The sequence below is a fragment of the Cedecea sp. genome (assembly GCF_036500665.1).
In the GTDB taxonomy this organism is placed as follows: domain Bacteria; phylum Pseudomonadota; class Gammaproteobacteria; order Enterobacterales; family Enterobacteriaceae; genus Cedecea.
The window spans coordinates 1-13,229 of the sequence record NZ_DASYBS010000056.1 but is presented as its reverse complement, the minus strand read 5'-3'; the positions used below and the strand labels follow the sequence as shown (position 1 = coordinate 13,229).

Here is a 13,229-nt window from a genome sequence, read left to right as displayed (position 1 = left end):
TAACCCATCGTCAAGGGTGGGCGACGCACAAGAAGGGTGGAAAATAGCATGAGTGGAAACGAAAACAATCTGATTTGGATTGATTTAGAAATGACCGGTCTGGATCCCGAGCGGGATCGCATTATTGAGATTGCTACCCTGGTGACCGATGCCAACCTGAACATTCTGGCAGAAGGACCGACCATTGCGGTACACCAGTCCGATGAACAACTGGGGTTGATGGACGACTGGAACGTTCGTACCCATACCGCCAGTGGCTTGGTTGAGCGCGTGAAGGCAAGTACGACTGACGATCGTGCGGCTGAGCTGGCGACGCTAGAGTTTCTGCAGCAGTGGGTGCCGGCGAACACTTCCCCGATTTGCGGGAACAGCATCGGGCAGGATCGTCGCTTCCTGTTTAAGTACATGCCCGAGCTGGAAGCCTACTTCCACTATCGTTACCTCGATGTGAGCACGCTGAAAGAGCTGGCGCGCCGCTGGAAGCCGGAAATTCTGCCGGGCTTTAAAAAGCAGGGGACCCACCAGGCAATGGACGATATTCGCGAGTCCGTGGCGGAGCTTGCCTACTACCGCGAGAATTTTATTAAGCTTTAAAGCAGTCCCCTCATCGAAAGGTGAGGGGAAAAGAGCCGCTCGCGATGATAAAATAATCATCTTGATGGTTTAACCAGCAGTCAGACAAAAAACGCGAAAAAAAACGTTTGAGGGCTTGCGACAAAAACGAATTCTCGTATAATGCGCCTCCCGTACCGATGCAGAATTTGCAGCGTTACACAGAGCGGGAATAGCTCAGTTGGTAGAGCACGACCTTGCCAAGGTCGGGGTCGCGAGTTCGAGTCTCGTTTCCCGCTCCAAAATTTGATTGGCTTTTACAGCCTGCACCACCCAAGCGGGAATAGCTCAGTTGGTAGAGCACGACCTTGCCAAGGTCGGGGTCGCGAGTTCGAGTCTCGTTTCCCGCTCCAAAATTTGATTGGCTTTTACAGCCACGCACCACCCAAGCGGGAATAGCTCAGTTGGTAGAGCACGACCTTGCCAAGGTCGGGGTCGCGAGTTCGAGTCTCGTTTCCCGCTCCAAATTTTCCTTTCAAGTAAAAATTATCCACAGCGCTTAGCAGGCGTTGGTGATGGTATTTTGCCGTTTTGTAATACGTCTATAAACAGACTTATCCACAGGTGCCTGTCTCTTCGCTCGTCTTCTACAAATGTAATATTTATTACATCAATATTTTAATTCATTGATAATTAACGATTTAATTTAATTTCGAAATATTAATGTAATGCTTGCAGAAATTTTGACGCTTGAATGACAACGCGTTTTTGAATGTTATGCACACGCTGTGGACATATCATGCGTCGCGTGGAAGTCCCTTTTCGATCACTCTCACCAGCCGCTGTTTCTTCGGCAACTGAACCTCTACGGCTTGCTCGCTTCGCCTGGCTAATTGTTGCGCAATCGACCATTCAATATGCTCGTCCAGAAGTGGGTGCTCACCTTTTCTCTGCTCAAGTGCGGCCAGGTTGGCTTCATCCCATGGCGCATTGCCCAGCGCAACGGCGATGTTACGCAGCCAGCGAAGATGGCCAATACGGCGAATAGCCGAGCCTTCGGTCACGCGCAGGAAGTGCTGCTCGCTCCAGGCGAACAGTTCGGTCAGGGGGGGCGAGTGAAGCGCCTTGCGCGGGCTAAAATCATCTTCCTCGCTTAGCTGCGAGTAGCGATTCCACGGGCAGATAAGCTGGCAGTCGTCGCAGCCGTAGATGCGGTTGCCGATTAGCGGCCTGAATTCTTCCGGAATTGCGCCTTCAAGCTCAATCGTCAGGTAGGAGATACAGCGCCGCGCGTCCACCGTATAAGGCTCGACGATGGCGTTTGTCGGGCAAATCGTCATGCAGGCTACACAGCGGCCACAGCCCTCTTCAACGGGCCCGTCGATCGGCAGCGGAATGTCTATCAGCAGCTCGCCGAGGAAGAAGAACGAGCCAGCCTCACGATTGAGGATAAGTGAGTGCTTACCAGTCCAGCCCAGCCCGGCTTTTTCCGCCAGCGGACGCTCAAGAAGCGGCGCGGAATCGACAAAAGGTCTAAAATTCAGCGTGGAGCAGTGGGTCTGAATCATTTCTCCCAGCTTTTTTAAGCGGTTACGCAAGACTTTATGATAGTCACGGCCCAGCGCGTAGCGGCTGACATAGCCCAGCTGTGGATTTTTCAGCGTTGAGGCGAAAGCGGCGTTAGTCGGAAGGTAGTTCATACGTACGCTAATGACCCTGAGCGTGCCGGGCATCAGTTCGTGTGGCCGTGCGCGCATCATGCCATGACGTGCCATCCAGTCCATTTCACCGTGATATTGCTTATCGAGCCATTCCTGCAGTTTTGGCTCGCTGGCGGTGAGATCGGTATCGGTAATGCCGACCTGCTGGAAGCCAAGATCTTTGCCCCATTGTTTAATGTTTTGCGCTAACTGATTGTAATCGAGGGGCTGTGACATGACGGACCATAACCTGAAAAAGTACGCCAAAAGTATACCACATTCGGTCTGGCCAGCGGACTGGCTGCGTAAAGCCGAAGTGGAGGCCGCCGATAGTCTCGGTATCACGCTTTATGAGCTGATGCAGCGTGCCGGTGACGCCGCATTTCAGATTGCCCGAAGGCGTTATCCGGAGGCTCATCATTGGTTGATCGTCTGCGGGCACGGGAATAACGGCGGTGACGGCTATGTTGTTGCTCGTCTGGCGCAGGCTGCGGGTCTTCAGGTGACGCTGCTGGCTGTCGAAACCGATAAGCCCTTACCTGAAGAAGCGAGCCAGGCTCGTGAAGCCTGGCTTAATGCGGGCGGCGTTCCGCACGATCCCGGTAAAGTCTGGCCTGTGGAAATCGATTTAATTGTCGATGCCCTGATGGGCATCGGCCTAAACAGCGCACCGCGCGAAAATATCGCTCAGCTTATCAAGCAGATGAATGAGCATCCTGCACCGGTCGTTGCGCTGGATATTCCGTCCGGGCTGCTGGCAGAAACCGGTGCGGTGCCCGGCGCGGTGGTTCAGGCGGCGGATACGGTCACTTTTATCGCCCTCAAGCCCGGTTTGCTAACGGGCAAGGCGCGGGATGTTGTTGGCAGGCTGCATTTTGCTGCGTTGGGACTTGAACCCTGGCTGAAGGGGCAGGAGGCGCCGATTTCCCGTTTTGACGCTCAGCAGCTTGCCGATTGGATCAAACCGAGACGCCCAACCTCGCATAAAGGGGATAACGGGCGGCTGGTGCTGATTGGCGGCGATAGCGGCACGGCCGGCGCTATCCGTATGGCTGGGGAGGCCGCTTTGCGTGCCGGAGCCGGTTTGGTTCGGGTGTTAACCCGCATGGAAAATGTAGCACCGTTGCTTACCGCTCGCCCTGAGTTAATGGTCCATGAACTGACGCCAGAATCGTTAGATGATGCGCTTGAATGGGCGGACGTGGTGGCGATTGGCCCTGGACTTGGGCAGCAGGAATGGGGCAAGAAGGCGCTGCAGAAAGTTGAAAACAGCCGTAAACCGATGCTTTGGGACGCGGACGCGCTTAACCTTCTGGCAATCAACCCGGATAAACGTCAGAATCGCGTCATTACGCCTCATCCTGGCGAAGCCGCAAGGCTGCTTAATTGCGCTGTGTCACAAATTGAGAGTGATCGCTTACTTGCCGTAAGGCGTTTGGCTAAACGTTATGGCGGAACCGTGGTCTTAAAAGGTGCCGGCACGCTGGTCGCCAGCCACGATCGTTTGAGCATTATCGACGTTGGCAATGCCGGGATGGGAAGCGGAGGAATGGGGGACGTGCTGTCAGGCGTCATTGCCGCATTGCTGGCACAGAAGCTTACCCCTTATGATGCAGCCTGTGCAGGCTGCGTGGCCCACGGCGGGGCGGCTGATGTGTTGGCCAGTCAACGCGGCACGCGCGGTATGCTGGCAAGCGACCTGCTTTCAACGCTTTATCTGTTTGTTAACCCGGATTTGAATACCTGAAGCCATGATGAATCGTGTTATTGCATTACCTGACGAAGCGGCAACATTACAGCTGGGTGCGAGCCTGGCGCAGGCCTGTGAAGGCGCGACGGTGATTTACCTTTATGGCGATCTTGGTGCGGGCAAAACCACGTTTAGCCGCGGCTTTTTGCAGGCGCTGGGGCACAAGGGCAACGTAAAAAGCCCAACGTATACGCTGGTCGAGCCGTATCAGCTTGAGAACCTGATGGTCTATCACTTTGATTTGTATCGTCTGGCCGACCCGGAAGAACTTGAGTTTATGGGGATCCGCGACTATTTCACCAACGACGCGATTTGCCTGGTGGAATGGCCGCAGCAGGGGACAGGTGTGCTCCCGGAACCGGATGTCGAAATTCACCTGAGCTACGAGGCGCAAGGGCGTGAGGCACGTCTTGCTGCCGTTTCCTCATCTGGTGAAGCGTTACTGGCGCGGTTAGCCAAATAGCAAGGATGACGGGATGATCTATCGCGTAAAAGGTTGGTTGATGGCCGGTTTCCTGCTGCTGTGCTGTGCACAAGCGGGCGCGGCAGCGCTTTCGGATATTCAGGTTTCTAACGGTGAAAACCAGGCCCGTATCACCTTCAGTTTTATGGGCGACCCGGAATATACCTTTTCGCAGGATAGCAAGCGAAGCGTCGCGCTGGATATTAAGCAAACCGGTGTGATTCGCGGGCTGCCGCTGCAGTTTAGCGGCAATAATCTGGTGAAAAGCATTAGCTCAGGGCAGCCGAAAGATGAGCAGTCTTTGCGCCTGGTGGTTGATTTAACCCAGCCCGGTAAAACCCGTGCCGTGAAGCAGCAAAATGGTGCCAACTATACCGTCATCTTTACCATTAACGCGGATGCCCCACCCCCTCCGCCGCCGGTTGTTGCTAAGCGCGTTGAGCCAGCGGCTCCCGCTCAGGCACCCGATCCGGCGCGTAACCCTTTTAAGCCGCTGCAGGTCACTGGCGTGATAAGTTCGAATACCGTGACTCGTCCGTCCGCTCGCGTTAACAACGGCGGTCCGTCGGATACCGTCGTAGTGGCTATTGATGCCGGACACGGTGGCCAGGATCCCGGTGCCATTGGCCCTGGTGGAACCCAGGAAAAGAATGTCACTATTTCTATCGCCCGTAAGCTGAAGGTGCTGCTGAACGACGATCCGATGTTCCGGGGTGTGCTGACGCGTGATGGCGACTACTTCATTTCGGTGATGGGCCGCTCCGATGTGGCGCGTAAGCAGAATGCTAACCTGCTGGTCTCCATTCATGCCGATGCCGCACCTAACCGTGATGCGACAGGCGCTTCGGTTTGGGTGCTCTCTAACCGCCGTGCTGACAGCGAGATGGCGGGCTGGCTGGAGCAGCACGAGAAACAATCCGAACTGCTTGGGGGAGCGGGTGATGTGCTGGCCAATAATCAGGCCGATCCGTATCTCAGCCAGGCCGTACTGGATTTGCAATTCGGCCATTCTCAGCGCGTCGGGTATGATGTCGCGACAAAAGTGCTGGCACAGCTTCAACGCGTCGGCTCTCTGCACAAACGCCGCCCTGAACATGCGAGCCTTGGCGTGTTGCGCTCGCCGGATATTCCTTCGCTACTGGTTGAAACGGGCTTTATCAGCAACAGTTCCGAAGAACGTCTTCTGGGCAGCGATAGTTACCAGCAGCAAATAGCACAGGCGATTTATGAGGGGCTGCGCAACTATTTCCAGGAACATCCTTTGCAGTCGGCACCGGCTCATGAGCAAACCGCCCGCGCGCAAGCAGGGTCGCCGCAGCAGGTTGCAATTACTAACTAAGGAGATGACATGCCGATTCAGGTTCTGCCGCCGCAGCTTGCGAACCAGATCGCCGCTGGCGAGGTTGTAGAGCGTCCTGCGTCGGTAGTAAAAGAGCTGGTCGAGAATAGCCTTGATGCCGGCGCCACGCGGATTGATATTGATATCGAGCGCGGCGGTGCGAAGCTTATCCGCATTCGCGATAACGGCTGCGGCATTAAGCAGGAGGAGCTGGCGCTGGCGCTGGCTCGCCACGCCACCAGTAAAATCGCCTCGCTGGATGACCTTGAGGCGATTATCAGCCTCGGCTTCCGCGGTGAAGCGTTGGCAAGTATCAGCTCGGTTTCTCGCCTGACTCTGACTTCGCGTACGGCTGAACAAAACGAAGCCTGGCAGGCCTATGCCGAAGGGCGCGACCAGGATGTGACGGTGAAACCTGCCGCGCATCCGGTAGGTACGACGCTTGAAGTCCTGGACCTGTTTTACAATACCCCTGCACGCCGCAAGTTTATGCGCACCGAAAAAACCGAATTCAACCATATTGATGAAGTGGTACGGCGTATTGCGCTGGCGCGCTTTGACGTCTCTATAACCCTCAATCATAACGGTAAAATGATCCGCCAGTACCGTGCGGTGCAGAACGGGGCGCCCCGCGAGCGTCGACTGGGGGCGATTTGCGGTACGCCATTCCTTGAGCAGGCGTTGGCTATTGAGTGGCAGCATGGCGATTTAACGCTGCGTGGCTGGGTCGCCGAACCTTCAGCGACCACCTCGGCTTTAGCGGAGATCCAGTATTGCTATGTTAACGGGCGCATGATGCGTGACCGTTTAATTAACCATGCGATTCGCCAGGCCTGTGAGGACAAGCTGGGCGTGGATCAGCAACCTGCTTTTGTGCTGTACCTGGAGATTGACCCGCATCAGGTAGACGTTAACGTTCATCCAGCCAAGCACGAGGTGCGCTTCCATCAGTCGCGGCTGGTGCATGACTTTATCTACCAGGGCGTGATTAGCGTCCTGCAGCAGCAAAGTGAGAACGCGCTGGTGCTGGAAGAAACGGCCGAAATCCCTGCTGAACGCTGGCAGCCGGAAAATCGCGTTGCTGCCGGGCGTAACCAGTTTGCGACGCCAGCGGTCGCGAGGGAGCCGCGCGATACTGCTCCACGCCAGGCCTCATCCTCTCCAGCGAGCGGCGGTCGTTCTGCCGAGACGGGTGGCACGCCGCTTTGGCCACATGCGGCTCCAGGCTACCAGAAGCAGCAAGGCGCACTATACCGCCAGCTGTTAGATACTCCGGAAGTTGATCCCACCCCCGCAGTTCGCGCTGAAGAACCCGCGGCGCTTGACGGCCACTCGCAAAGCTTTGGCCGGGTTTTAACGGTTTTACCACCGGATAAGGCCTTACTTGAGCGGCAGGGCAAACTTTCTCTTCTTTCACTGGTGGTTGCCGAGCGGTGGCTAAAACAGGCGCAGCTGGCGCCGGGAAGCGAAGGATTGCGCGCTCAGCCGCTGTTGATTCCGCTGCGGCTTAAAGTCAGCCGTGAAGAACACGATGTATTGGTTAAATATCAAGCGCTTTTGAAAGAAATGGGCATCGAATTTGATACCGATGCCCGGCAGATAACAATTCGCACGGTACCTTTACCTTTACGGAAACAAAATTTACAAATCTTGATTCACGAACTGCCAGGATACCTGGCGCAACAGGCAGAAGTTTCGCCGGGCCAACTGGCTATGTGGATTGCCCGCCATTTGGCGAGCGATCACGAACAGTGGACCCAGTCTCAGGCGATTGCCCTGCTGGCGGATGTTGAACGTCTTTGTCCGCAGCTGGTGAAATCACCGCCCGGCGGCTTGTTACAACCTGTTGATTTACAATCGGCGATGAACGCCCTGAAAGATGACTGAAAATAAAAAACTGCCACAGGCGATTTTTTTAATGGGGCCAACGGCCTCCGGCAAGACGGCACTTGCCATTAATTTGCGTAAAACTTTGCCGGTAGAGTTGATAAGCGTAGATTCGGCCCTCATCTATCGAGGAATGGATGTCGGTACCGCTAAGCCAACGGAGCAGGAACTCGCCCAGGCGCCACACAGGCTACTGGACCTTCTTGACCCGGCGCTGGCGTATTCGGCGGCGGATTTTCGCCGTGATGCGCTGGCCGAGATGGCTGAGATTACCGCCGCCGGGCGTATTCCGCTGCTGGTAGGTGGAACAATGCTCTACTTTAAGGCGCTGCTGGAAGGACTTTCGCCATTACCGTCGGCGGATCCTGAAGTCAGAGCGAAGATAGAGCAACAGGCGGCAGAGCAAGGATGGGGTGCGTTGCATCGTCAACTGGAACAGATCGATCCGGTTGCGAGCGCCCGGATTCATCCAAATGATCCGCAAAGGCTTTCCCGGGCACTGGAAGTTTTTTTCATTTCGGGTAAAACTTTAACGGAACTGACGCAAACGTCAGGAGAGGCTCTGCCGTATCAGGTGCATCAGTTCGCCATCGCCCCGGCGAGCCGTGAACTGCTCCATCAGCGAATTGAGCAGCGTTTTCATCAGATGTTAGCTTCAGGTTTTGAAGCAGAAGTGCGGGCGCTTTTTGCTCGCGGAGATTTGCATACGGAGATGCCTTCTATCCGTTGTGTCGGTTACCGCCAGATGTGGTCTTATCTGGCCGGTGAAACTTCATACGACGAGATGGTTTATCGAGGTATTTGCGCGACGCGTCAATTGGCTAAGCGCCAGATGACCTGGCTGCGTGGCTGGGAAGGCGTTCACTGGTTAGACAGTGAAAAACCAGAACAGGCATACAGCGAAGTGCTACAGGTTGTTAGTGCGAAGCATGGGTGAATGTGTACAATTGAAGCGTCAGCGTGCGCAAATTTTTACGCAGTTTTTCAGAGCTAATCGCTCTTGAGTGACAAACAACAAACATATAAGGAAAAGATAGAATGGCTAAGGGGCAATCTTTACAAGATCCGTTCTTGAACGCACTGCGTCGTGAACGTGTTCCAGTTTCTATTTATTTGGTGAATGGTATTAAGCTGCAAGGGCAAATTGAGTCTTTCGATCAGTTCGTGATCCTGTTGAAAAACACGGTCAGCCAGATGGTCTATAAGCACGCGATTTCTACCGTTGTTCCGTCTCGTCCGGTTTCTCATCATAGCAATAACACCGGTACCGGCGGTTCTGGCGGCTATCATCACGGCGGCAGCGCGCAGGCTGGTTCTGCGCCGCAACAAGACGGTGAAGAGACCGAATAAGGTCGCTTGCTGTTTTCCCGGTCGGGGGACCAGTTCAACTGTGTTCCCCGCTGGTCTTTTTGAGAGGTTATACGCTTGTTTGACCGTTATGATGCCGGTGAGCAGGCGGTGCTGGTACACATCTATTTTTCGCAAGACAAAGACATGGAAGACCTCGCGGAGTTTGAATCCCTGGTCTCTTCAGCCGGTGTCGAAGCACTTCAGGTGGTGACCGGTAGCCGCAAATCCCCGCACCCAAAGTATTTCGTTGGTGAAGGCAAAGCCGTTGAGATTGCCGAGGCTGTTAAAGCCACTGGGGCGTCGGTTGTGCTGTTCGATCATGCGTTATCCCCCGCCCAGGAACGTAACCTGGAAGCCCTGTGTCAGTGCCGTGTTATCGACCGCACGGGGTTGATTTTAGATATTTTTGCCCAACGTGCACGTACCCACGAAGGGAAGTTGCAGGTTGAGCTGGCTCAGCTACGCCATCTGGCTACTCGCCTGGTGCGTGGCTGGACCCACCTTGAACGTCAGAAAGGCGGGATCGGTTTGCGTGGCCCGGGTGAAACCCAGCTCGAAACTGACCGTCGCCTGCTGCGCAACCGTATTATGCTGATCCTCTCGCGCTTAGAACGCGTAGAAAAACAGCGCGAGCAGGGACGCCGTTCGCGTAATAAAGCAGACGTGCCGACGGTTTCATTGGTGGGCTATACCAACGCCGGTAAATCCACGCTGTTTAACAGAATTACCGCGGCAGATGTTTACGCCGCGGATCAGCTATTTGCCACACTCGATCCTACGCTGCGCCGTATTGACGTCGCCGATGTGGGCGAAACCGTGCTGGCAGATACTGTCGGTTTTATTCGCCACCTACCGCATGACCTGGTCGCGGCGTTTAAAGCCACTTTGCAGGAGACACGTCAGGCCACGCTGTTGTTACACGTGATTGACGCAGCCGACTTCCGGATGCAGGAAAACATTGCAGCAGTCGATACCGTACTGGAAGAGATTGAAGCGGATGAAATCCCCACTCTGTTGGTCATGAATAAAATCGATGCGCTGGACGAGTTTGAGCCGCGTATCGACAGGAACGACGAGAATGTGCCGATCCGCGTCTGGCTTTCCGCACAGACCGGTGCCGGTGTGCCACTGCTTTTCCAGGCTCTGACAGAACGTTTGTCGGGTGAAATTGCGCAGCATACGCTGCGTTTACCTCCCCAGGCAGGGCGCTTGCGGAGCCGTTTTTATCAGCTTCAGGCAATAGAAAAAGAGTGGACAGAGGACGACGGTTGCGTGGGATTAGAAGTTCGTATGCCTATCGTTGACTGGCGTCGCCTTTGTAAACAAGAACCGGCACTCGCGGATTACATCGTTTAGACGCAATTAAGCCGGCTCATAAATGTCCTGAAGACTATTTCCCCCTCGGGGGATATCACCGCACAACAAATATGGAGCATAAACATGGCGTGGAATCAGCCCGGTAATAACGGACAGGACCGCGACCCGTGGGGAAGCAGCAAGCCTGGCGGCGACTCTGGGGGTAACAAAGGAGGGCGCGATCAGGGGCCACCTGATCTGGATGATATCTTCCGCAAGCTGAGCAAAAAGCTCGGCGGCCTTGGCGGCGGGAAAAGTGGCGGTAGCGGCGGTGGTAATGCATCGCAGGGGCCGGGTAATCCTATTGGTGGACGTGTGGTCGGTATTGTTGCCGCTGCGGCGGTCATTATCTGGGCAGCGACCGGGTTCTATACCATTAAAGAAGCCGAACGCGGTGTTGTGACCCGCTTTGGTAAATTTAGCCATTTGGTTGAGCCAGGCCTGAACTGGAAACCGACCTTTATCGACAGCGTTCAGGCGGTGAACGTTGAATCGGTCCGTGAACTGGCGGCATCCGGCGTGATGCTGACCTCTGACGAAAACGTAGTGCGCGTTGAGATGAACGTGCAGTACCGTGTTACCGATCCACAACGCTATCTGTTTAGTGTGACCAGCGCGGATGACAGCCTGCGTCAGGCCACCGACAGCGCGCTGCGTGGCGTTATCGGGAAATACACGATGGATAAGATCCTCACCGAGGGTCGTACTGTGATTCGTAGCGATACCCAGCGTGAGCTTGAAGAAACCATCAAGCCTTACAATATGGGGATCACTCTGCTGGACGTCAACTTCCAGACGGCGCGCCCGCCGGAAGAGGTGAAGGCCGCGTTTGATGATGCTATCTCTGCTCGTGAAAACGAACAGCAATACATCCGTGAAGCTGAAGCGTACACCAACGAAGTTCAGCCGCGTGCTAACGGTCAGGCTCAGCGTATTCTGGAAGAGGCTCGTGCTTATAAAGTGCAGACCGTACTGGAAGCGCAAGGTGAAGTTTCTCGCTTTGCCCGACTGCTGCCGGAATATAAAGCCGCACCGGAAATCACCCGCGAGCGTCTGTATATCGAAACCATGGAAAAAGTCCTTAGCCACACCCGTAAAGTGCTGGTCAACGACAAAGGTGGCAACCTGATGGTGCTGCCGCTGGATCAGATGTTGAAGGGCGGCGCTCAGCAGCCGGCCGCGAAGAGCGATAACAGCGCAGCGAGCAATCTGCTGCGTCTGCCGCCAGCGTCCAGCTCAAACAGCAGTGCCAGCACTTCTTCGTCCTCCTCGAGTGGCGATGTCATGGATAGCCGTCGTGCTAACGCACAGCGCAACGATACCCAGCGCGTAGGGAGTGAATAACGATGCGTAAGTCTTTCATTGCAGTAATTATCATCGTGCTGGTCGTGATTTACACCTCGCTGTTTGTGGTGCATGAGGGCGAGCGTGGCATTACATTACGCTTCGGCAAAGTCCTGCGTGATGACGAGAATAAGCCGGTGGTATACGAACCGGGTCTGCACTTCAAGATCCCATTCATTGAAACCGTGAAAACGCTGGATGCGCGTATCCAGACGATGGACAACCAGGCCGATCGCTTTGTGACCAAAGAGAAGAAAGACCTGATCGTTGACTCCTACATCAAGTGGCGCATTAGCGACTTTAGCCGTTACTACCTGGCCACCGGCGGTGGCGACGTTTCTCAGGCTGAAGTGCTGCTGAAGCGTAAGTTCAGTGACCGTCTGCGTTCTGAAATTGGTCGTCTGGATGTGAAAGACATCGTGACCGACTCCCGTGGTCGCCTGACGCTTGACGTACGCGATGCCCTGAACTCCGGTTCAGCGGGTAACGACGATGAAGTCGCCACCCCTGCAGCGGATGATGCGATTGCTTCCGCAGCGGCGCGTATTACTGAGGAAACCAACGGTAAAGTACCTGTAGTTAACCCTAACAGTATGGCGGCGCTGGGTATTGAAGTCGTCGATGTGCGTATCAAGCAGATCAACCTGCCGACCGAAGTGTCCGAGGCTATCTACAACCGTATGCGCGCCGAGCGTGAAGCGGTTGCCCGTCGCCACCGTTCACAGGGTCAGGAAGAGGCTGAGAAACTGCGTGCTACCGCTGACTACGAAGTGACCCGTACGCTGGCAGAAGCTGAGCGTCAGGGCCGTATGACTCGTGGTGAAGGTGATGCAGAAGCAGCGAAACTGTTTGCAGATGCATTTAGTCAGGATCCAGACTTCTATGCCTTTATTCGTAGCCTGCGTGCCTATGAAGCGAGCTTCCAGTCTAACCAGGACATCATGGTTATGAGCCCGGACAGCGACTTCTTCCGCTACATGAAGACGCCAGCAAATAGCTCCCGCTAATTGCTGAGCAGAGTGAAAGAGCCGGTTTACCATTACCGGCTCTTTTTTTATGCCCGTAAAGGATGATTATGAATTCAACAATTTGGCTGGCGCTTGCCCTGGTATTAGTGCTCGAAGGGCTGGGGCCAATGCTTTATCCGCGTATCTGGCGGCGCATGATTCTGGCGATGGCGCAATTACCGGACACGCTGCTTCGCCGTTTTGGCGGTGGTCTTGTGGTTGCCGGCATCGTCATCTACTACATGTTGAGTCGCGCCAGCAGCTGAGTGAAATTTATCCGGCAGAAACCTATTTTGTCTACTAAAAGGGCTGTTCATCTGAGAAACCGATGGTAGAATCCTTTTTTAAGCAAACGGTGATTTTGAAAAATGGGTAACAACGTCGTCGTACTGGGCACCCAATGGGGTGACGAAGGTAAAGGAAAGATCGTCGATCTTCTGACTGAACGGGCTAAATATGTTGTACGCTACCAGGGCGGTCA

The 13,229-nt window shown here is 54.8% G+C and carries 13 protein-coding genes and 3 tRNA genes; 15 read left to right on the top strand and 1 reads right to left on the bottom strand.

Translation table 11 applies throughout. The features are described 5' to 3' along the window. Nucleotides 1-48: 48 nt before the first annotated feature. From orn to VGM55_RS08675, 4 genes are all read left to right on the top strand, one after another. Nucleotides 49-594: an oligoribonuclease gene (orn, locus tag VGM55_RS08690; RefSeq protein ID WP_154188990.1), complete on the top strand. Its 546-nt coding sequence runs from the start codon at nt 49-51 to the stop codon at nt 592-594. A gap of 184 nt (nt 595-778) precedes the next feature. Beyond that, a tRNA-Gly gene (locus VGM55_RS08685) sits at nt 779-854 on the top strand. Nucleotides 855-889: 35 nt separating this feature from the next. Continuing rightward, nucleotides 890-965 (top strand) — tRNA-Gly (locus tag VGM55_RS08680). Between the two features lie 36 nt (nt 966-1,001). Continuing rightward, nucleotides 1,002-1,077, top strand: a tRNA-Gly gene (locus VGM55_RS08675). Nucleotides 1,078-1,349: 272 nt separating this feature from the next. Here VGM55_RS08675 and queG read toward each other — a convergent pair. After that, a complete protein-coding gene (gene queG / locus VGM55_RS08670; RefSeq protein ID WP_331635250.1) occupies nt 1,350-2,489 on the bottom strand; it encodes a tRNA epoxyqueuosine(34) reductase QueG in 1,140 nt (379 codons plus the stop codon). Between queG and nnr the strand changes: the two genes are divergently transcribed. From nnr to VGM55_RS08615, 11 genes are all read left to right on the top strand, one after another. Next, complete coding sequence (nnr, locus tag VGM55_RS08665; RefSeq protein ID WP_154186941.1) at nt 2,488-3,999, top strand: bifunctional ADP-dependent NAD(P)H-hydrate dehydratase/NAD(P)H-hydrate epimerase; 1,512 nt, start codon at nt 2,488-2,490, stop codon at nt 3,997-3,999. The genes queG and nnr overlap by 2 nt on opposite strands. Before the next feature lie 4 nt (nt 4,000-4,003). Continuing rightward, on the top strand, nt 4,004-4,465 hold the full coding sequence (gene tsaE, locus VGM55_RS08660; protein WP_154186942.1) for a tRNA (adenosine(37)-N6)-threonylcarbamoyltransferase complex ATPase subunit type 1 TsaE: 462 nt from the start codon (nt 4,004-4,006) through the stop codon (nt 4,463-4,465). A gap of 13 nt (nt 4,466-4,478) precedes the next feature. Next, a complete protein-coding gene (gene amiB / locus VGM55_RS08655) occupies nt 4,479-5,804 on the top strand; it encodes an N-acetylmuramoyl-L-alanine amidase AmiB (protein ID WP_331635249.1) in 1,326 nt (441 codons plus the stop codon). A gap of 9 nt (nt 5,805-5,813) precedes the next feature. Then, on the top strand, nt 5,814-7,691 hold the full coding sequence (mutL, locus tag VGM55_RS08650) for a DNA mismatch repair endonuclease MutL (RefSeq protein WP_154186944.1): 1,878 nt from the start codon (nt 5,814-5,816) through the stop codon (nt 7,689-7,691). Beyond that, a complete protein-coding gene (miaA, locus tag VGM55_RS08645; protein ID WP_154186945.1) occupies nt 7,684-8,628 on the top strand; it encodes a tRNA (adenosine(37)-N6)-dimethylallyltransferase MiaA in 945 nt (314 codons plus the stop codon). The genes mutL and miaA overlap by 8 nt, the downstream gene beginning before the upstream one ends. Nucleotides 8,629-8,729: 101 nt before the next feature. Continuing rightward, a complete protein-coding gene (hfq, locus tag VGM55_RS08640; RefSeq protein ID WP_154186946.1) occupies nt 8,730-9,041 on the top strand; it encodes an RNA chaperone Hfq in 312 nt (103 codons plus the stop codon). 75 nt (nt 9,042-9,116) lie between these two features. Continuing rightward, nucleotides 9,117-10,397: a ribosome rescue GTPase HflX gene (hflX, locus tag VGM55_RS08635; RefSeq protein WP_331635248.1), complete on the top strand. Its 1,281-nt coding sequence runs from the start codon at nt 9,117-9,119 to the stop codon at nt 10,395-10,397. Between the two features lie 84 nt (nt 10,398-10,481). Beyond that, nucleotides 10,482-11,741 (top strand): FtsH protease activity modulator HflK, encoded by a 1,260-nt coding sequence (gene hflK / locus VGM55_RS08630; RefSeq protein WP_154186948.1) that lies wholly within the window; start codon nt 10,482-10,484, stop codon nt 11,739-11,741. Between the two features lie 2 nt (nt 11,742-11,743). Further along, on the top strand, nt 11,744-12,748 hold the full coding sequence (gene hflC, locus VGM55_RS08625) for a protease modulator HflC (RefSeq protein WP_154186949.1): 1,005 nt from the start codon (nt 11,744-11,746) through the stop codon (nt 12,746-12,748). Between the two features lie 68 nt (nt 12,749-12,816). Further along, nucleotides 12,817-13,014, top strand: coding sequence for a DUF2065 domain-containing protein (locus VGM55_RS08620; protein WP_008453600.1), 198 nt, complete (start codon nt 12,817-12,819; stop codon nt 13,012-13,014). Nucleotides 13,015-13,116: 102 nt separating this feature from the next. Next, on the top strand, nt 13,117-13,229 hold a 113-nt coding region (locus tag VGM55_RS08615; protein ID WP_331635289.1), incomplete at its 3' end, for an adenylosuccinate synthetase.